Source organism: Streptosporangium sp. NPDC000095, assembly GCF_042899335.1.
GTDB lineage: Bacteria > Actinomycetota > Actinomycetes > Streptosporangiales > Streptosporangiaceae > Streptosporangium.
In genome coordinates, this window is record NZ_JBIAZS010000024.1 from 25497 (window position 1) to 44569 (window position 19073).

At 70.7% G+C, this 19073-nt stretch carries 15 protein-coding genes; 9 read left to right on the forward strand and 6 right to left on the reverse strand.

From position 1 onward, the window contains the following. Positions 1-13 precede the first annotated feature (13 nt). Both ACFY3V_RS36190 and pdhA read right to left on the reverse strand, forming a co-directional pair. On the reverse strand, positions 14-991 hold the full coding sequence (locus ACFY3V_RS36190; protein WP_350950149.1) for an alpha-ketoacid dehydrogenase subunit beta: 978 nt from the start codon (positions 989-991) through the stop codon (positions 14-16). Next, positions 988-2079 (reverse strand): pyruvate dehydrogenase (acetyl-transferring) E1 component subunit alpha, encoded by a 1092-nt coding sequence (pdhA, locus tag ACFY3V_RS36195; protein WP_350950148.1) that lies wholly within the window; start codon positions 2077-2079, stop codon positions 988-990. The genes ACFY3V_RS36190 and pdhA overlap by 4 nt, the downstream gene beginning before the upstream one ends. A gap of 410 nt (positions 2080-2489) precedes the next feature. Here pdhA and purS point away from each other — a divergent pair, with 410 nt between their 5' ends. The 4 genes from purS (at position 2490) to purL (ending at position 6522) form a co-directional block, all read left to right on the forward strand. After that, positions 2490-2735 carry a phosphoribosylformylglycinamidine synthase subunit PurS gene (gene purS, locus ACFY3V_RS36200; RefSeq protein ID WP_350950147.1) on the forward strand — a complete coding sequence of 82 codons (246 nt, stop codon included), beginning with the start codon at positions 2490-2492 and terminating at the stop codon, positions 2733-2735. Positions 2736-2877: 142 nt separating this feature from the next. Next, the gene (locus tag ACFY3V_RS36205; protein WP_389779740.1) at positions 2878-3345 is read left to right on the forward strand and encodes an ATP-binding protein; all 468 of its coding nucleotides are present in this window, start codon (positions 2878-2880) and stop codon (positions 3343-3345) included. Between the two features lie 241 nt (positions 3346-3586). Next, a complete protein-coding gene (gene purQ / locus ACFY3V_RS36210; RefSeq protein ID WP_362906940.1) occupies positions 3587-4270 on the forward strand; it encodes a phosphoribosylformylglycinamidine synthase subunit PurQ in 684 nt (227 codons plus the stop codon). Next, positions 4267-6522 carry a phosphoribosylformylglycinamidine synthase subunit PurL gene (gene purL, locus ACFY3V_RS36215; protein ID WP_362906938.1) on the forward strand — a complete coding sequence of 752 codons (2256 nt, stop codon included), beginning with the start codon at positions 4267-4269 and terminating at the stop codon, positions 6520-6522. The genes purQ and purL overlap by 4 nt, the downstream gene beginning before the upstream one ends. Positions 6523-6921: 399 nt before the next feature. Here purL and ACFY3V_RS36220 read toward each other — a convergent pair whose 3' ends face one another. Beyond that, a complete protein-coding gene (locus ACFY3V_RS36220) occupies positions 6922-7983 on the reverse strand; it encodes a hypothetical protein (RefSeq protein ID WP_389779743.1) in 1062 nt (353 codons plus the stop codon). 243 nt (positions 7984-8226) lie between these two features. Here ACFY3V_RS36220 and ACFY3V_RS36225 point away from each other — a divergent pair, with 243 nt between their 5' ends. The 3 genes from ACFY3V_RS36225 to ACFY3V_RS36235 are packed head-to-tail and all read left to right on the forward strand — an operon-like array spanning position 8227 to position 12538. After that, a complete protein-coding gene (locus tag ACFY3V_RS36225; protein ID WP_389779745.1) occupies positions 8227-10284 on the forward strand; it encodes an adenylate/guanylate cyclase domain-containing protein in 2058 nt (685 codons plus the stop codon). 57 nt (positions 10285-10341) lie between these two features. Next, positions 10342-11010, forward strand: a complete 669-nt coding sequence (locus tag ACFY3V_RS36230) for a Crp/Fnr family transcriptional regulator (RefSeq protein WP_362906932.1) — start codon at positions 10342-10344, stop codon at positions 11008-11010. A 43-nt stretch (positions 11011-11053) separates the two neighbouring features. After that, entirely contained in the window at positions 11054-12538 is a 1485-nt protein-coding gene (locus ACFY3V_RS36235; RefSeq protein WP_389779748.1) for an MFS transporter, read from the forward strand. Here the strand turns inward: ACFY3V_RS36235 and ACFY3V_RS36240 are convergent. Continuing rightward, positions 12524-13189 (reverse strand): TetR/AcrR family transcriptional regulator, encoded by a 666-nt coding sequence (locus ACFY3V_RS36240; RefSeq protein WP_389779837.1) that lies wholly within the window; start codon positions 13187-13189, stop codon positions 12524-12526. The genes ACFY3V_RS36235 and ACFY3V_RS36240 overlap by 15 nt on opposite strands. 82 nt (positions 13190-13271) lie before the next feature. On the opposite strand from ACFY3V_RS36240, the gene ACFY3V_RS36245 reads away from it, so the two are divergent. Then, positions 13272-14708 (forward strand): MFS transporter, encoded by a 1437-nt coding sequence (locus ACFY3V_RS36245; RefSeq protein ID WP_389779750.1) that lies wholly within the window; start codon positions 13272-13274, stop codon positions 14706-14708. Between the two features lie 82 nt (positions 14709-14790). Here the strand turns inward: ACFY3V_RS36245 and ACFY3V_RS36250 are convergent, their stop codons facing one another. Further along, complete coding sequence (locus tag ACFY3V_RS36250) at positions 14791-16890, reverse strand: PhoX family protein (protein WP_389779752.1); 2100 nt, start codon at positions 16888-16890, stop codon at positions 14791-14793. 222 nt (positions 16891-17112) lie between these two features. Here ACFY3V_RS36250 and ACFY3V_RS36255 point away from each other — a divergent pair, with 222 nt between their 5' ends. Next, a complete protein-coding gene (locus ACFY3V_RS36255) occupies positions 17113-17568 on the forward strand; it encodes a sterol carrier family protein (RefSeq protein ID WP_350950171.1) in 456 nt (151 codons plus the stop codon). 21 nt (positions 17569-17589) lie between these two features. On the opposite strand, the gene ACFY3V_RS36260 is transcribed toward ACFY3V_RS36255, so the two are convergent. Then, a complete protein-coding gene (locus ACFY3V_RS36260) occupies positions 17590-18507 on the reverse strand; it encodes a hypothetical protein (protein WP_389779754.1) in 918 nt (305 codons plus the stop codon). Positions 18508-19073: the final 566 nt, after the last annotated feature.

Consider the following 19073-nt stretch of genomic DNA (forward strand, 5'->3'; position numbering starts at 1 on the left):
TCTCCGCCCCTCCTCAGAACGCGAACGCGCGGTCGACGGCGTGCAGGACCCGGTCCAGGTCGGGCAGGTAGTGGTCCTCGAGCCGCGAGGGCGGGTAGGGGGTGGAGGGTCCGCCGACCCTCAGGACCGGGGCCTCCAAATGGTAGAAACACTCCTCGGTGACGCGGGCGGCGACCTCGGCGCCGAAGCCGTTGAAGACGGGCGCCTCGTGCACCACGACACAGCGCCCGGTCGCGCGCACCGACTCCGTGACCTTCGCGATGTCGAGCGGGTTGAGCGAGCGCAGGTCGACGACCTCCAGGGAGCGGCCGTCCTCCTCGGCCGCCTTCGCGGCCTCCAGACAGGTCTTCACCATCGGCCCGTACGCGAGCAGGGTGAGGTCCGTCCCCGGCCGCGCCACCCTGGCCTCGTCGAAGGGCGGCCAGCCGGAGGAGTCGACGTCCACCTCGGCCTTCTCCCAGTAGCGCCGCTTGGGCTCGAAGAAGATCACCGGGTCGTCGCACCGGATCGCCTGCTGGATCATGGTGTAGGCGTCGGCCGGGTTGGAGCAGGCCACGACGCGCAGGCCCGCGGTGTGGGTGAAGTAGGCCTCGGGCGACTCGCTGTGGTGCTCCACCGCGCCGATGCCCCCGCCGCACGGAATCCGTACGACGACCGGCAGCCTCAGCTTGCCCAGCGAGCGCAGCGGCATCTTGGCGAGCTGCGTGATGATCTGGTCGGCCGCGGGGAAGACGAACCCGTCGAACTGGATCTCGCAGACCGGGCGGTAGCCGCGCAGCGCCAGGCCGATGGCCGTCCCGACGATGCCCGACTCGGCCAGGGGGGTGTCGATGACCCGCTGCTCGCCGAAGTCCTTCTGCAGGCCGTCCGTCACCCGGAACACCCCGCCGAGCTTGCCCACGTCCTCCCCCATCACGAGGACCTTGGGGTCGTCCTCCATGGCCTTGCGCATCCCCTCGTTGAGCGCCTTGGCCATCGTGAGAATGCTCATGCCTCGAACCCCTCCAGGTAGGTGGCGAACTCGGCACGCTCGGCGTCGATCAGGGAGTGCCGCTCGGCGTAGACGTGGTCGAAGATGGCCGACGGTTCTGGGTCGGGCAGTTCGAGACAGCGTTTGCGGACGTCACGTCCCAGCTCGTCGGCCTCGGCGTCGACCGCGTCGAAGAACTCCTGGTCAGCGAGCTGGTTCTTGAACATGTAGGCCCTGACCCGCTCGATCGGGTCCTTGAGCTTCCACGCCTCCAGTTCGGCGGCCACCCGGTAGCGGGTCGGGTCGTCGGAGGTGGTGTGGGCGCCCATCCGGTAGGTGAAGGCCTCGATCAGCATGGGCCCCTGCCCGGACCTGGCGTCGGCGAGCGCCTTGCGGGTGACGGCGAGGCAGGCGAGGACGTCGTTGCCGTCGACACGGACGCCGGGGAACCCGAACCCGCTCGCCCTGCGGTACAGGGGGATGCGCGACTGCTTCTCCAGCGGTTCCGAGATCGCCCACTGGTTGTTCTGGCAGAAGAACACCACCGGCGCGTTGAACACCGACGCCCAGATGAACGACTCGTTCACGTCCCCCTGGGAGGTGGCGCCGTCGCCGAAGTAGACGATGCTCGCGGCCTCGGCGCCGTCGCGCTGGATACCCATCGCGTAGCCGACCGCGTGCAGGGTCTGGCTGCCGATCACGATGGTGTAGAGGTGGAAGTTGTGCTCGGCGGGGTCCCAGCCTCCGTGGTTGACGCCGCGGAACAGGCCGAGCAGGTTGACCGGGTCGACCCCCCTGCACCAGGCCACCCCGTGCTCGCGGTAGGTCGGGAAGGCCATGTCGGCCTCGGTCAGCGCCCGGCCGGAGCCGATCTGCGCGGCCTCCTGCCCGAGCAACGAGGCCCAGAGCCCCAGCTCGCCCTGGCGTTGCAGTGCGACGGCCTCCAGGTCGACGCGGCGGACCAGGACCAGGTCCCGGTAGAGCCCGCGGATCTCCTCGGGTGTCAGATCTATGTCGTAGTCGGGATGCTCGACCCGTTCTCCCTCGGGGGTCAGCAGCTGGATGAGCTCCGGAGGTGCTTCCGCACCACGAGAGGCGTCGGCTGTCACGTGCCACTCCTGTGTGCTCGGGGCCGTCTGGATGGGTTCTCCACCGTCGTCCGGCCGATTCGCGACGCGTTCGACCCTTCTGGTGGTGGTTCGTCCGCGCTTGTGGCCATCGTGGCAGAGGTCACATACCTGTGCGCAAGACCTGCCTCGACGTCCATATGCTCCCCGTTCCCCGCGCGTCCCCTTTCACCCGCCCGTACCTCCACGCGAGATCCGGCGTATCGCCTGCCACGTCGGGGATCCAGGGGTGTCACCCGCCGCCGGGTCCCTTCATCCGCGAGATCCGCGGCCGTTCACCGTCCGTGACCTCTCGCGCGGGATCCCTGGGTCCGGCCCCCGCACCGGAGCGCGGCCGGAGCCCGTTACTCTTGAGGCGCCGGACCGTCCCCGTCTCAACCAGGAGGAACACCGTGGCGCGCGTCATCGTCGACGTCATGCTGAAGCCCGAGATTCTCGACGCGCAGGGGCAGGCGATCGCCCGTGCACTGCCGCGGCTCGGCTTCGCGGGTGTCTCAGCGGTACGGCAGGGCAAGCGATTCGAGGTGGAGCTCGAAGGGCCCGCCGACGAGGCGGCAATTGCGGACGTCCGAAAAATGGCCGAGACCCTCCTCGCCAACACGGTGATCGAGGACTACACCGTCACCGTCGAGTCCTAGGCCGTCACTCCACGCAGATCGACTGCACAAATCCGGTTATATCCGGCTTTAGGGGCGGAGCAATCCCACGGCTTGACCACCAGTCAATAACATTACGGTTATTTTGCGGTTAGCCCGGATTCTGCAGGGAAGCCTTCACAAGGTGACGTCTGACCCCGGGAGGAAACCGGTGGACATGGAGTTCTCGCTGGCTCTGCCACGACAGGCCGTCGGTATACCGATGGTCCGCAGGGCGCTCGGTGACTCCCTGCGCTCGCTCGGCGTCACGGAAGACTGCGTCTCCGACATCCTGCTGGCGGTGACCGAGGCGTGCGCCAACGCCGTGAGACACGGAGGTCCGGCCACCCGCTACGAGGTCGAGACCGCCATCGGCCACGGCCGCTGCGACGTCCGCATCATCGACCGGGGCCAGGGCCTCGTCCGGGTGCCCGAGCACTACCCGCCGACCGACGCCGAGAACGGCAGGGGCCTGCTGATCATGCAGGCCGTGGTCGACGAGATCTCCTTCGACATCACTCCCGGCCGCGGGACCGTCGTGCACCTGTGCAAGCACCTCGACTGGGACCACGACGCCGCCCACCTCCGCGACCGGATGCTCGCCGCCGTCTGAAGGCCCGCCCGGCCGCGCACCCGAGGCCGTACGAACCCGGCCACCGCCCGCTGAGCTGTGCGATCGGACACTCCGCGGCTGAGCTCCCACCGGGAGCGGATAACCTGGGAGCACCGCCGCGGACCGACGTCCGAGTGTGTGAGACGCCGGCGCGGTGCTCGTTTGTGGAGGGGAACGCTGTCTTGACTTCTTCCCCCACGGCTGAAGCCGAAGGCAGGGTCTCCGCGCTGAAAGGAACACGATGAGTGCTGCCCGCGTGGGCGTGGTCACTTTTCCCGGAACTCTCGACGATCAGGACGCGGCTCGCGCCGTGCGCCACGCGGGCGGCGAGGCCGTCCCGCTGTGGCACGCCGACCCCGACCTCAAGGGAGTCGACGCGGTCTTCCTGCCCGGCGGATTCTCCTACGGAGACTACCTGCGCTGCGGGGCCATCTCCAGGTTCGCGCCGCTGATGGAGGAGCTGATCCCCGCCGCCAGGGCCGGGCTGCCGGTGCTCGGCACCTGCAACGGCTTCCAGATCCTCTGCGAGGCCCACCTGCTGCCCGGGGCGCTGATGCGCAACGCCGGGCTGCACTACGTCTGCCGCGACCAGGGCATCCGGGTCGAGAACACCGCCACCCCCTGGACCTCCGACTTCACCGAGGGTCAGGAGATCGTGCTGCCGATCAAGCACGGCGAGGGCCGCTACGTCGCCGACGAGGCGACCCTGAGCGCCTTGGAGGCGGGCGGACAGGTCGTCTTCAGGTACGCGGGCGGCAACCCCAACGGCTCCCTGAACGACATCGCGGGCATCCGCAACGAGGCCGGAAACATCGTCGGGCTCATGCCGCACCCCGAGCACGCCGTCGAGGACCTCACCGGCGCCCCGAGCATCGACGGCCGCGGCTTCTTCTCCTCGATCCTGAAGAATCTGGTGAACGCATGAGTCTCGACACCGTCAAGCGGGCCGAGGACACCCCGGACGAGCGCCAGCCGTACGCCGAGCTGGGCATGAAGCTCGACGAGTACGAGCGGGTCCGCCAGATCCTCGGCCGCCGGCCCACCGGCTCCGAGCTCGCCATCTACAGCGTCATGTGGAGCGAGCACTGCTCCTACAAGTCGTCCAAGGTGCACCTGCGCCAGTTCGGCACCAAGGCCCCCGCGTCGGAGGCGCTGCTCGTCGGGATGGGGGAGAACGCCGGGGTCGTGGACATCGGCGACGGCTGGGCCGCCACCTTCAAGATCGAGTCGCACAACCACCCGTCCTATGTCGAGCCTCACCAGGGCGCGGCGACCGGCGTCGGCGGCATCGTCCGCGACATCATGTCGATGGGCGCCCGGCCGATCGCGGTGATGGACGCGCTCCGTTTCGGCGCGGCCGACGCCCACGACACCCGCCGGGTGCTGCCCGGCGTGGTCGAGGGCATCAGCCACTACGGCAACTGCCTGGGCCTGCCCAACATCGGCGGCGAGGTCGTCTTCGACCCCTGCTACATCGGCAACCCGCTGGTCAACGCCCTGTGCGTCGGCCTGCTGCGCAAGGACCAGATCAAGCTCGCGGTGGCGCCGGGGCCCGGCAACAAGGTCGTCCTGTTCGGCGCCCTCACCGGCCCCGACGGCATCGGCGGCGCGTCCGTGCTCGCCTCGGCCACGTTCGAGGACGAGTCGCAGGCCAAGCGCCCCAGCGTCCAGGTCGGCGACCCCTTCATGGAGAAGCTGCTGATCGAGTGCTGCCTGGAGCTGTACCAGGCGGACGTGGTCGTCGGCATCCAGGACCTCGGCGCCGCCGGCGTCTCCTGCGCGACCACCGAGCTCGCGGCCAAGGGCACCGGCGGCATGGACGTCAGGCTCGACCTCGTACCGCTGCGCGATCCCTCGCTGCGGCCCGAGGAGATCCTGATGAGCGAGTCGCAGGAGCGCATGATGGCGGTCGTCACCCCCGACGACATCGATGCCTTCATGGCGATCTGCGCGAAGTGGGACATCCCCGCGACCGTGATCGGCGAGGTCACCGACTCCAGCCGTCTCGTGATGACCTGGCACGGCGAGACCATCGTCGACATCCCGCCGGGCACCGCGGCCGACGAGGGCCCGGTCTACGAGCGGCCGTTCCACGAGCCCGCCGGCCAGGTCGCGCTGAACGGCGACGTCCCCGGCCGTCTCGCCCGCCCCACCGACCTGCGCGCGACGCTGCTCGAACTCCTCGGCTCGCCGAACCTCGCGTCCAAGGAGTGGGTCACCTCCCAGTACGACCGGTACGTCCGCGGCAACACCGTGCTGGCCCAGCCCGCCGACGCGGGCGTACTGCGCATCAGCGAGGCGATGCCCGGCGCCGAGGAGACGACCAGGGGCATCGCGCTCGCCACCGACGGCAACGGCCGCTACACCCGCCTCGACCCGTACGCGGGGGCACAGCTCGCCCTCTCCGAGGCGTACCGGAACGTGGCCGTGACCGGCGCGACGCCGCTCGCGGTGACGAACTGCCTCAACTTCGGCTCCCCCGAGGACCCCGAGGTCATGTGGCAGTTCTCCGAGGCCGTGCGCGGTCTCGCCGACGCCTGCAAGACCCTCGGCGTCCCGGTGACCGGCGGCAACGTCTCGTTCTACAACCAGACGGGATCCGTGCCGATCCACCCGACGCCGGTCGTCGGCGTGCTGGGCGTCATCGACGACGTGGCCTCGCGGGTTCGCAGCGGCTTCACCGGCGACGGCGACAGGATCGTCCTGCTCGGCGAGACCGAGGAGGAGTTCGGCGGCTCGGAGTGGGCGCACGTGGCCCACGGCCACCTCGGCGGCCTGCCGCCCGTGGCGCGACTGGAGTCGGAGCGCGACCTCGCCCTCGTCCTGACGGAGGCCGCCTCACAGGGGTTGCTCACCGGTTCTCACGACCTGTCGGACGGCGGGCTCGCCATCGCCCTCGCCGAGGCGTGCATCGCCCAGGGCGTGGGCTGTGAGGTCTCCTTGACGGGCGACGACGCGTTCGTCGACCTGTTCAGCGAGTCGTCGGCCCGCGCGCTGGTGACCGTCGCGCCGGAGTCGTTCGACGCCTTCGCGCAGCTGTGCGCGGCCCGCGACGTGCCCTGCTACGGCCTGGGCACCACCGGTGGCGACGCGCTGAAGGTGGAGGGCGTCCTGGAGATCCCGGTCGCCGAGCTCAGGGAGACCCACACGTCCACCCTGCCGGGCATCTTCGGCTGATCCTCGTACGAGATCCCAAGCATCTCGGGAATCTCAGGGGTTTTGGGAGGCCGGGCCCCTCACCGTCGTGGTGACGGTGAGGGGCCCGGCCGATCTATGTGGATCACACGGTCGGCGCCGGGAGGCGGCGCGGTGAGGACGGTGAGTCCCCACCGCGCCGCCCGCCCTTCGCGTTCCCGCGAAAACGGGTCGGAAGGATCACGTGGGTCGCGCTCCCGTGAAGACGGGTCGGGCGACCGGACGGATCACGAGGACGGCGCCCGGGCACGAGGATTCCTCTTCCGTGACCGCCACCGTGGCATCACACGGTGGATCGCGCGGCCGTCCGCGTTCCACGGCAGGTGAGAGATCCTGACAACCGTCCGGGATCTCTCACGTGCCGTGGAGTGCCGCCGAAGATCAGGAGGCGCTCATGCAGAGCGCGTAGACGGTGCCGCTGGCGTTCTTGCCGGCCACGGTCCAGCCGTTGCTGGAGGGCGCGCTCGTGTAGATCTGAGCGGAAGCGCTGCCGCCGCCGCCACCGTTGCTGCTGAAGCCACCGCCCGTGACGACCTTGCCCGAACCACAGCTCACACTCTGGTTTCCACCCTGACCGCTGAAGCTGAACGACCCGGTCACGGTGGTGATGGTCGGGACAGCGCCCTTGCCGTCCTTGCCGTCCTTACCTGCGGGACCGGCAGGACCCGCGGGACCTGCGGGACCGGCCGGACCCTGAGCGCCCTTGGCACCGTCCTTGCCGTCGGCTCCGTCCTTACCGGGAAGACCGGGCTTGCCGTCCGCACCGTCCTTACCGGGAAGACCGGGCTTGCCGTCCGCACCGTCCTTACCGGGAAGACCGGGCTTGCCGTCCGCACCGGGCTTGCCGGGGAGACCGTCCTTACCGTCCTTACCGTTGTAGCCGTTCCGGCCGTCCTTGCCGTCCTTGCCGGGGAGACCGGGCTTACCGTCCACACCGTTCTTGCCCGGAAGGCCGTCCTTGCCGTCGGCGCCCTTCGGGCCCTGGGCCCCGGCGTCGCCCTTCGGGCCCTGCGGGCCGGTGGCGCCGTCCTTGCCGTCCTCACCCTTCGGGCCCTGCGGTCCGGCCTCGCCCTTGGGACCCTGCGGGCCGGTGGCGCCGTTCTTGCCGGGAAGACCGCGCAGCCCCTGCGGACCCTGCGGGCCCTGCGGTCCGGCGTCGCCCTTGAGGCCCTGCGGACCGCGCTCGCCCTGCGGGCCGGCGCTGGCGATGCCCTGCTGCTGAGCCTCGCCCTGCTGCCCCCACCTGATCCGGATCTCGGTCGTCCTGCACTTGGCCGTCGCGTTGACGATCCGGGTGTAGCGCGTCTGCTTGTGAACGCACGCGTGAATCTCCGCGCCCGCCGACGAGGCGACGGCACTGCCGCCCGCGGTGAACAGCGTTCCTACGAGCACGCCAACGGTGACGGCGGCGAGCGAGCGTCCGCCCGGCAACCTGATAGCCACTGGGCTTCCTTTCTGCGACACCAGAGCCTGGTGTGATTGAAGAGGTACACGTAGTACACGTTTCAAGCGTTCCAAGGGTTGGCACGCCAAACATCACGCTTAGGCCTCGAAACCCTGCCGTTCGACTCGCCTGCCGACACCTGCCGCGTACGGGATAATCGGGCCGTTCGGGGGAACCCGCCCGCTGGGCGCGGACGAACAAAGACAGGGAACCGACAGGGTTCTCCAGACGCGGAGGCCACCGTGCCGACCATCAACCCGACAGACGCGGTCGCGGAAGACGCGAAAAACCGCGCCCGGCGGGAACCGTACCTTCCACCGGCGACCCAGCCGATCCGCACCGTGGTGTGGGCGCTGCATCTGGCGCTGCCGATGCTCGGGCTCTGGCTGCTGCTCGCCGAGCCCGACCTGAACATCGTGTTGCAGGACAACCCCAGTCATTTCTGGCTGATCATCACCATCGCCGGGATCAACCTGGTCCTGGGGCTCATGGTCGGCGAGGCGTCGGCCCGGCGCTCGGACGCCCGCCTGCTGCTGGTCTCCCTGGTCTTCCTGAGCGGCGCGGGGTCGTTCCTGGTGCACGGGCTGACCACGCCGGGGATCATCCTGGAGGGCACGAGCTACGGCTTCGACCTCTCCCATCCGGTCGGTCTTCTCGTCGCCTCGGTGTTCGCGTTCGCGTCGGCGCTGCCCCTGGGCGAGCGGGCGGCCGAGGCCGTGCTGAGAAACCAGATGTGGCTGCGCGGGGGACTCGCCGCCCTGATCATCGGGTGGGGGGTGGCCTGCCTGGTGCCGGACCTCACCCCGCTCAGCGGCTCGCCTCCCATGGGGACGGGCCTGGGCGGGCTGGAGTGGGTCGGGGTGGCCCTGTTCGCGGCGGCGTCGGCGATGATGTTCCAGCTGCACCGCAGGCGCCCGGCGGTCGTGCTGATCAGCCTGGTCACCGCGTACGCGCTCCTCGCCGAGGCGCTGGTCGCGGGGTTGTCCCACCGCAACTGGCACCTGTCGTGGTGGCTGTGGCACGCGCTGCTGACCACCGCGTTCGTCTTCGTCGCCTACAGCGCCTACCTGCAGTTCCGGCGGGAGGGCACCAGCGCGGGGCTGTTCGACTCGGTGGCGCTGTCGGCGACGGTCCGCAGGATCAGGGCCGACTACGAGGCCGCCCTGGAGGAGCTCGTCGGCCACCTGCGGCGCGGGGAGGAGAGCAGGGTCCCGATCGCGGACCGGCTGGCGGGCAAGTTCGGGCTCACCGAGTCGCAGGCGGCGGTGCTCGACCGGGCGGGTGAGGCGCTCGCCAACGAGCGGGAGCTGAGCGACCGGCTCGCGGCGCTGGCCGACATCGGCAGGCAGGCCCGGGTGGGCCTGCCGGAGAAGGAGATGCTCGCCCAGGGTCTCGACCGCGTCCGACAGGCGTACGGGGACGTGCGGATCAAGCTGGTCGACAACGGCCGGGTCACCGTGAACTCCACGGAGTACGGCCGGCGGGACTTCCCCGAGGACCGGCCGATCCGGCTGGAGGGGAAGGTCGTCCACCCGCTGATGGTGAAGGGCAGGCTCGCCGGGGCGATCGAGGTGCCGGTCGGCAGGACCCCGCAGGACGAGGCGCTCGCCGCCACGCTCGCCGGCCAGATGTCCATCTCCCTGGAGAACGCCCGGCTCTACAGCGAGCTGGAGACCCTCTTCCGGCAGTACATGTCACCGGACGTGGCCCAGTCGCTGCTCGCCGACCCCCAGACCGCGGCGCTCGGCGGCGAGCTGGTGGAGCTCACCGCGCTCTTCGCCGACCTGAAGGGCTTCACGAGCTTCTCCGAGCGGGTGGCGCCCGGCGAGATCGTCGAGATGCTGAACCGCTACCACACCGCGGCCGTGCCCATCGTGCTCGGCAACGGCGGCACGATCGTGCAGTTCGTGGGTGACGCGCTGCTCGCGCTGTTCAACGCCCCGGCCCGGCAGGAGGACCACGCCCTCGCCGCGGTGCGGGCCGGCCTCGCGATGCAGCGGGCCGCCGAGGAGATCGCGGAGGGAATGCCCGGATATCCTCGCTTCAGAATTGGGATCAACACCGGTGAGGCGCTCGTCGGAAACATCGGCAGCCCCGAGTTGCGCGGTTTCAACGCGATGGGCGACTGCGTCAACGTGGCCGCCCGGCTTGAGGGGATCGCCGAGCCGGGCAGCGTCGTGATCGGCCAGAGCACCCTCGACCTGATCGGCTCCCGGGCCGAGACCCGATCGCTGGGCCCGCTCAGCCTCAAGGGAAGGGCGCAACCCGTCCATGCCTACGTACTGTCCGGTCTCAGGTAAAAGTACCTTTCGCCGCGAGAGCGGCGCGCACACAATCGAAGTCGCCAGGAGGTGGTCATGATTTCTTCCCCCGAACCGGGCGAATTCATCACGTTGCTCACGGAAGACGAGGTGAAGGCCCTGTACGCCGCCGGGAGGCCCCGGCGCTGGGACAGGGGTGACACGGTGTGCACCGAGGGCGACGAGAGCGACTGGGTGCTCGTCCTCACCTCCGGCCGCGTCAAGGTCTCCTCGCACACCGCGGTCGGCAGTGAGGTGGTCCTCGCGGTACGAGGACCCGGTGCGCTGCTCGGCGAGTTCGCGGCGATCGACGGGCTGCCCAGGTCCGCCACGGTCACCGCCCTCGAACCCGTGGAGGGGATCACGGTCCGCGACTTCTCCTCGTACCTGCGCGACCACGGGAGGGTCGCCGTACTGCTGATGCGGATGGTGATCGGCAAGATGCGCGACTCCGACCGCAAGCGCATCGAGTACGGCGCGTTCGACACCACGGGCCGGGTGGCCACCCGGCTGGTGGAGCTGGCCGAGCGGTACGGCGAGCCGGACAACGGCGGGGTGCGGGTGGCGCTGCCCCTCTCCCAGGACGAGCTCGCCGGCTGGACCGGGGCCTCCCGCGAGGCGGTCAGCAAGGCGCTGCGCTCCCTGCGCGATCGCGGGCTGATCGAGACGGGCCGGCGCCGCGTGATCATCCACGACATGGAGGGCCTGCGCAAACGGGCCCGCTGAGGGCCCCAAGGGGCGAGGTACAACGTACGTCAGACTGGTAGGTATGGTCGCAATCCCCCAAGACCTACCCGGATCCCCCGAATACACATCTAAGCTCCGCTACGCATGGCGGGTCTGCTCGGTCACCAGCCTCGGCCTGGTCTTGATCGGCATCTCCGGCAGCACCCTGAACGTGGCGCTTCCCACCGTGGTCAGGCACTTCCACGCCGACGCGTTCTCCGCGGGCTGGGTGCTGCTCGCCTTCCTGCTCGTCAACACCGCGACGCTGGTGTTCTTCGGCAGGGTGGCCGACCTGCTCGGGCGCCGGGAGATCTACCTCGCGGGGTTCGTCCTGTTCACCGTGGGGTCACTGCTGGCCGGGCTGTCGCCGGGGATCTGGTTCCTGATCGCGATGCGCGTGGTGCAGGCGATCGGTGCCGCGATGATCCTCGCCAACGGCACCGTGATCATCACCGACGCCTTCCCTCGCGACCGGCTCAGCCAGGGCATGGGCGTCTACATCGGCACCCTCTCGGTCGCCCAGCTCGCCGGTCCCACCCTCGGCGGCCTCATCGCCGACACCGCGGGCTGGCAGTGGGTCTTCTGGATGAACGTGCCCGCGGGGCTGATCGCCCTCGTCTGGGGCGCGTTCACGCTCCGCCACGTCTCGCGGGGGGCGCGCCGGCCGGTGGACGCGCTCGGCAACCTGATCGTGTTCGCCGCCCTCTCCGCGGCCCTGATCGCGCTGTCCGAGGCGGGGTCGCGCGGCCTGTCGAGCCCCGTGGTGATCGTCGGCGCGGCGATCGCGGCGGTACTGGTGCCGGCGCTGGTCGTGGTGGAGCGCCGGGCCTCGCATCCCGTACTCGACGTGGGGCTGTTCGGCGAGCGCGTGCTCGCCTTCGCCAACCTCGCCTCCTTCTGCAACGCGCTGGCGCGCTCCGCGCTGATCCTGCTGGTCGCCCTCTACTTCCAGGCCGCCAGGGGCCTCGACGCCGTCACCGCGGCCCTGGGCGTGCTTCCCGTCCCGATCGGCATGGCCCTCGCCTCCCCGATCACCGGCGCCCTCGGCCGCCGCATCAGGCCGTACGCGCTCTCGGTGGGCGGCACCCTGCTGAGCGCGACCGGGCTGGGCGTCCTGCTGCTGAACACCGCCCCCGCCACACCGTACTGGATCATCGCGGTGGGCCTGTTCCTGTGCGGCTGCGGCAGCGGCACCTTCATGACCGGCAACACGACCCAGGTCATGTCCGCCCTGCCCGCGGGGAGCCTGGGCGTGGTGAACGGCTTCCGACTCATGATCATGAACGTCGGGATCGTGCTGAGCGTCGCCCTCACGCTCAGCGTCCTGACCGGCTCGGTCAGTGCCGAGCTGCGCGGCCAGGTCTACGCGGGCACGCTGTCGCGCCTCTCCCCCGTCGCCGTCGAGCACCTGATGGCCGGCTTCCAGCGGACCTACGCCGTCCTGTTCGCCGTCGCGCTCACCGGTGCCCTCACGGCCGCCCTCGCCCGTCCCCGCCGCCCGGGACGCGCGAGGTCAGCGCCCTCCTGAACGGGCGGAAAGCAGCTCGATGCCGGAGATGAGGACGTCGACGCCGAAGGTGTCGTAGAGGTCGGGATCCCCGCCCTCGGAGAGGGGAACGGCCATCTCCACGATGTGCGGGTAGACGTCCGGCGGCAACGACTGGAGCCTGAGCCGCTTGAGGCGCATCCGCTCGGCCGCCTCCTGCTCGGAGACCCCGGGAGGGGAATGCCGCCCCGGCCCCGCCGCCAGCGCGATCGCTCCGCTGAGCAGATACTGGGAGATCATGCAGCTCTCCTCGGGGGAGAACCCGCCGCGCTTGGCGAGACCGAGGGTCGTGTCCCAGACCTCCAGGAAGGTGGGCACCTCCGTGTGGTCCACCGCGTCCAGCACGTCCGCCGCGCACGGGTGGCGCCGGAGCACCCTGACCAGGCCCGCGACGAGCTCGCGGAGCCCTTCCTGCCACGGGCCCGTGTAGCCCCCCTCGATCACGAAGTCCTCGATCAGGTGGTCCGCCATGCCGACGGTCAGCTGCTCCTTGTTCTTGAAGTGCCAGTAGAGCGCCATCGGGGTGACGCCCAGCTCCTGGGCGAGTCTCCGGATGGTCACCGCCGGCAGTCCTTCGGCGTCGCCGATCTCCAGCGCCTGCTCGACGACCGCTTCACGGGTCAGTTTCCCCATCACGCTTGACAACTATACGCCGTACGGGTTCCACTGTACGCCGTACATGTACGACGTATAAGTACAACGTAGAGGACGGGGAATGACGGACACCCGCAGGTGGTGGGCGCTGGGAGCGATCTCACTGGCCACTTTCATGACATATCTCGACAACAACGTGGTGAACGTGGCGCTGCCGACGATCCAGCGTGACCTCGGGCTGAGCATCTCCGGGCTGGAATGGATCGTGAGCGGCTACATCCTGGTGTTCGCCGGGCTGATGCTCGTCGGCGGGCGCCTGGCCGACGTCTTCGGGCGGCGGCGCGTCTTCCTGATCGGCCTCGTCGTGTTCACCGTGGCGTCGTTCGCGGCCGGGATGGCCACCGACGGCGGCGTGTTGATCGCCACCAGGGCGGTGCAGGGTGTGGGGGCGGCCTTCCTCACCCCCACGGCGCTGGCACTGCTCACCTCGATCTTCCCCGACGGCAGGGAACGCGCCACGGCGGTCGGCCTGTGGAGCGCGATCGGCGCGCTGGCCCTCGCCCTCGGCCCGCTGACCGGCGGGTTGATCAGCGAACGCTGGCACTGGGGCTGGATCTACCTGATCAACGTGCCGATCGGGGCCGTGACGCTCGGCCTCGCTCTTTGGGCGATCAGGACGGCCCCGCAGGAGACCGTACGGCGCGGCCTCGACGTCCCGGGCCTGGTGACATCGAGCCTGACGCTGTTCGCGCTGACGTACGCGCTCATCGAGGGCGCGGGTGCCGGATGGACCTCGCCGGAGATCCTGGGCGCCTTCGGGGTCGCGGCCGTATCGGCGTCGGCCTTCGTGACGATCGAACTCAGGAGCCGGGAGCCGATGATCGACCTGTCGCTGTTCCGGTCGCGGGTGTTCAGCGGGGGCACGCTGTCGATGGGCCTGTGGTCCTTCGGGGTGTTCGGGATCTATTTCTTCACCGCGCTGTACCTGCAGAACGCGCTGGGCTTCTCGCCGATCGAGGCCGGGGCCGCGTTCGTGCCGATGGCGCTGACGATGGCCGTCACCGCCGTCCTCGCCCCGAGGCTGGCCAGGGTCCTGGGCACCGCGCGGACCGTGGCGACCGGGCTCCTGCTGATGGCCGTGTCGGTGTTCGGGATCTCGTTCATCGGGGAGGACGGGGCGTTCGGCGACCTGCTGCCGTGGTTCCTGGTATACGGACTGGGCGGCGGCATGCTGGTGCCGCTCACCACGGCGATCCTCGGCGCGCTACCCGCCGACAGGACGGGAGTCGCCTCGGGGGTGCTGAACGTCTCTCGCGAGGTCTTCGGCCTGCTCGGGATCACGGTCCTGGGAGCGATCCTCAACGCGCGGCAGTCCTCGCTCCTGGCCGAGGGAGCGGGACAGCTGACCGCCTTCCTGGACGCGTACCGGTACACACTGGTCGTCGCCGCGGCCATCGTGCTGGTGGGCGTGCCGGTCAGCCTGCTCTCCCTGCGGGCCTCCCGGACCGCGAACCCGCCCATGGCCGCCGAGGAGCGTCCGGCCGTACCGGTGGGCTAGGGAGGCTCCCGCCTACCGAGACCGCACATCTGGAACGGCACCGGCCCGCGCCCCTCCCGAGGGGCGCGGGCCGGCGGCCTGGTCAGGAGCCGATCTTGTCGCCCTTCGCGTGCCAGGCGACCACGACCGACGGGCGGGGCTGGGAGGTGCCGCCGTCGGGCCAGCGGCTGCTGGGGGCCTCAGGGGTGGCGCCGTTGGTCTCACCGGGGTGCTGTACGGCGACGAAGACGCTGCGCTGGTCCTCGCTGACCAGCGGGCCGCAGGTCTCGGCGCCGACGGGCACGCTCAGGAACTGCTTCAGATGGCCGCGCTCGGGACCGCGGACCGGCATGACGAACAGGCCGTCGTTGGCGCCGAGCTGGCTGCCGTCGGTGGCGATCCAGAGATTGCCGTCCGCGTCGAAGGCGACGTTGTCGGGGCAGGAGATCGCCGAGACCTTGGTCTTGTCGAACCCCGCGAAGTAGGTCGCCGGGTCGTTCGGGTCTCCGCAGACCAGGGGCAGGGACCAGGCGAAGGTGGTGGCCCCGGCGTCGTCGCGCCGTTCGACGATCTCCAGGACGTGGCCGTGCTTGTTGGCCGGACGCGGGTTCGCCTCGTCCACCTGGGCCGGGGTCCGGTTGGTGTTGTTCGTCAGGGCCACGTAGACGCCGCCGGTGACGGGGTTGCGCTCCACGTCCTCGGGACGGTCCATCTTCGTCGCGCCGACCTTGTCGGCCGCCGTACGCGTGTAGACGAGCACCTCCTCGGCCGTCATCCCGGGAACGTGCGAGACCTTGCCGGTGACGAGCGGGATCCACTCGCCCGAACCGTCGAACTGCCCGTCGGCGGGAAGCGTGCCGGTGCCGTCGATCTCGGCGGCCGGGCTGTCGCCGGTGAACTTCGCCACGTACAGCGTGCCGTCGTCCAGCAGGGTCCGGTTGTGCCGGTCGAAGCCCTGGACGTAGCGCTGCCGGGAGACGAACTTGTAGACGTACTCGAACCGGGAGTCGTCGCCCATGTAGGCGACCACCCGGCCGTCGGCGGCGAGGGAGGTGGTGGCGCCCTCGTGGGCCATCCTGCCCAGGGCGGTGCGCTTGATCGGGGCGGAGTCGGGGTCGAACGGGTCGATCTCCACGATCCAGCCGGTGCGGTTGATCTCGTTCGGGTGCTTGGCCAGGTCGAAGCGCTCCTCGACCCGGTCGAACCTGCGGTTGCCGCTCGGGATGCCCGCGGTGGTGCTCACCCCGTACCGGGCGAGGTACGGCTTTTGCGCCTCGGGCACGCCGTTGCCGTTGACGAAGTACTGGTTGAAGTTCTCCTCGCCGCTGAGCACCGTGCCCCACGGCGTGGTGCCGCCCGCGCAGTTGTTCAGCATGCCGATCGGCGTGGTGCCCCGGGGGTCGGCCGCGGTCTTCAGCAGGGCGCTTCCGGCCGCCGGGCCGGTGAACTTCATCGGGGTCTGCACGGTGATGCGGCGGTTGTAACGGCGAGCGCCCTTGGTGACCAGCTTCCACTGGCCGGAGTTCTTCACCCGCTCGATCTCGACCACCGAACCGCCGTGCGCCGCCAGCGCGATCCTGATCTGCTCCTCCGTCGCGGCGGTGCCGTCCGTGTAGCCGCGGAACATGAGGTTCTCGTCGGTGTACTCGTGGTTGACCCAGAGCAGCCCCCGGTGCTGCCCCATCGGGAAGAGGGTGACGTAGTCGCAGTTGTAGCCGAACTGCTTGGCCTGCGCGGCGGCCGTCTGCCTCTCGAAGTCGAACGCGGGGGCGCCGGGCAGAACCGGGTCGCCCCAGCGCACCACGGCCGCCGACAGGTAGCCCGAGGGGACCGTCACCTTGTCGTCGGTGTTCGGCGCGATGGCGGTGAAGCGGAGGCCGCCCTGCCGGCCGGGGCCGTGGCCCGGACCGTGGCCTCCGCCGAGGGTCTTCGCGTTCACGTCCGTGTCCGGGTCGGCGAGGGCGGGGGCCGCCGTACCGAGCCCGACGCCGGCGACGACCGCGCCCAGGGCGCCGGCGCGCAGCATGCCCCTGCGGGTCATCGCCTCGGCGACCACGTCGCCGAAGTAGGTGTTGTCGCTGGTGTTCACCACATCGTGGGCGCACTGGTCACCGCAGCGGAACCGGCAGGTGAGCGCGCTGCGGCCTCCCTTGTGCGGGCTCGTGAGCAGGGGGAGCAGTCGGCGCGGTGACGTGTTCGCCACGGGGTCCTCCAAAAAGGGGCGAGGTCTTCCGGCCCGGAGGCTACGTGCGCCGACCGAACCTGAGGTGAACGACGTTTGCCGGGATAATGAACCGTCTGTCCGAATGAGCTGTTCAGGTGAGCGTCACGCCCCGGACGAGTGGCCGGTACGGGCCGCTCCGACACCGTCCGGAAGGCGCGAGTGGGTCCGGAGTCGTCCGCAGGCGCGGCTCAGGCGGGCATCATGGAGGGCGTGCCACCTCACAAACCCGACCCGGCCAAGGTCCGCGCCGCTCTCGACACCCAGCTGAGCGCCCTCGACGAACCACCCTACGACGGGCCGGGAGGGCTCGCGGCGCTGCTCGGCGCCTGCGTGAGCGTGGTGCTGCGAGCCTTCGCCCGGGAGGTCCGCCCGGAGCGGGACATCACCCGTTTCGCCGTACGGCACCTGCTGGACGAGCTCGCGACGGCGGCCCCCGGCAGGACCGTCGAGGTCCGGGTCCCGCCCTACGCGGCGGTGCAGTGCGTGGAGGGGCCCCGGCACACCCGGGGCACCCCGCCCAACGTGGTGGAGACCGACGCGCGCACCTGGCTGGAACTCGCCACCGGCGGCCTGACCTGGTCGGAGGCGACGGCGGCGGGAAAGATCGCGGCGAGCGGCGCCCGCGCCGACCTGTCCGGCCACCTGCCCCTGCGGTAACCCCGGTCCGGCCACCCGCCGTTACGGGGCGGGCCGCACCTGGATGCCGAACCTGTCCTCGATGCAGCGCCGCTGGAGCTCGGGAGGCAGGTTCATGCAGTCGCCGACCTTGCTGTAGACCCAGCTCAGGAACACCGCCGCGATCACCAGGGTGAGCAGGCTCAGCACGATTCCCACCCAGGCCCTGCCGGGAGCCGACCGCTTGGCGAGCGCGACGATGCCGATGATCAGGCCGACGACCGCCACCAGTACGCCGAAGCCGCAGACGACGAGCGAGAGGATCGCGACGATCCCGAGCACGAGCGCGGCGGTGCCCAGCTTCCCGCTGGACCGGCGCCCCTCGTCCGGATACGCCGGATAGGTCGCGGGATACGGATAGCCGGGCGCGCCCTGCGGTGCGGGATACGGCGCGCCGGCATGGGGCTGCTGGGAGGGGGCGGCCCCGGGTGGCGGCACTCCCGGACCACCGTAGGGCTGCCCGGCCTGCTGCGCCTCCCCGTATCTCGGCTGCTCGTACCCCGGTCCCGGCTGCTCGTAGCGCGAGGGCGGGGTGGAGGGCTCAGGGACCTCGGGGTGATCAGGCTCGGGCCTGCCGGACTCGCCGGAGGTCTCCGAGGCACTCTCCCAGCCGGGGTAGGCGGACGGCGTGGTGCCGGGCACCGTGTAGGGCTGCCCCTCGGGCTCCCCGGCTCCCCCGGACGTCCCCTCCCGTGCTCCTTCGGGTGTCCTCTCGGGCGCCCCCTCAGGCGACGGGCCGATCGGCGTTCCCTGCGCCCCGGGACTTCCCGGGGTCCCGGAAGAGCCCGGCGTGACGTGCCGGCCGCCCCCCTGGTCGGGCGGGGGCACCTCGGGAGCGGTCGGCGTGTCCGGGTGCGGCGGCACCTGCGGTTCCGTGGGGATGGAGGACGGCTTCCAGGTCGGCTCGTTGGGATCGGGCACGGGTGTTTCCGGGTCCGGCTCCTCCCACGGCTCGGGAACCGACGGCGTCGGGGGGGGGGGGGGGGGGGGGGCCCCCCCCCCCCCCCCAACCCCACACGGCCCCCTCGCCGGGCACCCCGCCCTGCGGCTCGGCCCTGCCGGGAATCTCCGTCCACCCGGTCGACGCAGTCCTGTCGGGAGGCTCGGCGGAACCGGAAGGCTCGGTCCACCCGGTGGACCCGCTCGCCGGGGCGGCGGGCTCCCGCCACGTGGGCGGTTCGTTCGAGGGAGGGACGGGCCACGCGCCCGGTTCCGGGGCGGCGGGCGCGTGCTCGGGCTCGCCGGGGACGGCCGCCTCCTCGGAGGTGTCCCGCGTTTCCTCCGCGCCGGACCCTTCCTGGTCGGAGCCGCTGTCCCGCGGCACTCGTCGCGGGCCGGGCTGGTTCGGGTCCACAGGGTCCACAGGTGTTGTCACGTCTCGTCTCCCGACGCTCGGGCAAGCCGGATATCTCACACTCCCCTGTCGACCGGCGACGAAACAGGCTGACACGGCAAAACACCGATGATCGTTCGGTCAGGGTGCGACA

What these genes read in the sequence shown, in the direction of transcription:
- ACFY3V_RS36190 (WP_350950149.1), bottom strand. Translation starts at nt 991, where the DNA reads ATGAGCATTCTCACGATGGCCAAGGCGCTCAACGAGGGGATGCGCAAG.
- purQ (WP_362906940.1), top strand. Translation starts at nt 3,587, where the DNA reads ATGAGTGCTGCCCGCGTGGGCGTGGTCACTTTTCCCGGAACTCTCGAC.
- purL (WP_362906938.1), top strand. Translation starts at nt 4,267, where the DNA reads ATGAGTCTCGACACCGTCAAGCGGGCCGAGGACACCCCGGACGAGCGC.
- ACFY3V_RS36230 (WP_362906932.1), top strand. Translation starts at nt 10,342, where the DNA reads ATGATTTCTTCCCCCGAACCGGGCGAATTCATCACGTTGCTCACGGAA.
- ACFY3V_RS36235 (WP_389779748.1), top strand. Translation starts at nt 11,054, where the DNA reads ATGGTCGCAATCCCCCAAGACCTACCCGGATCCCCCGAATACACATCT.
- ACFY3V_RS36240 (WP_389779837.1), bottom strand. Translation starts at nt 13,189, where the DNA reads ATGGGGAAACTGACCCGTGAAGCGGTCGTCGAGCAGGCGCTGGAGATC.
- ACFY3V_RS36245 (WP_389779750.1), top strand. Translation starts at nt 13,272, where the DNA reads ATGACGGACACCCGCAGGTGGTGGGCGCTGGGAGCGATCTCACTGGCC.
- ACFY3V_RS36255 (WP_350950171.1), top strand. Translation starts at nt 17,113, where the DNA reads ATGGAGGGCGTGCCACCTCACAAACCCGACCCGGCCAAGGTCCGCGCC.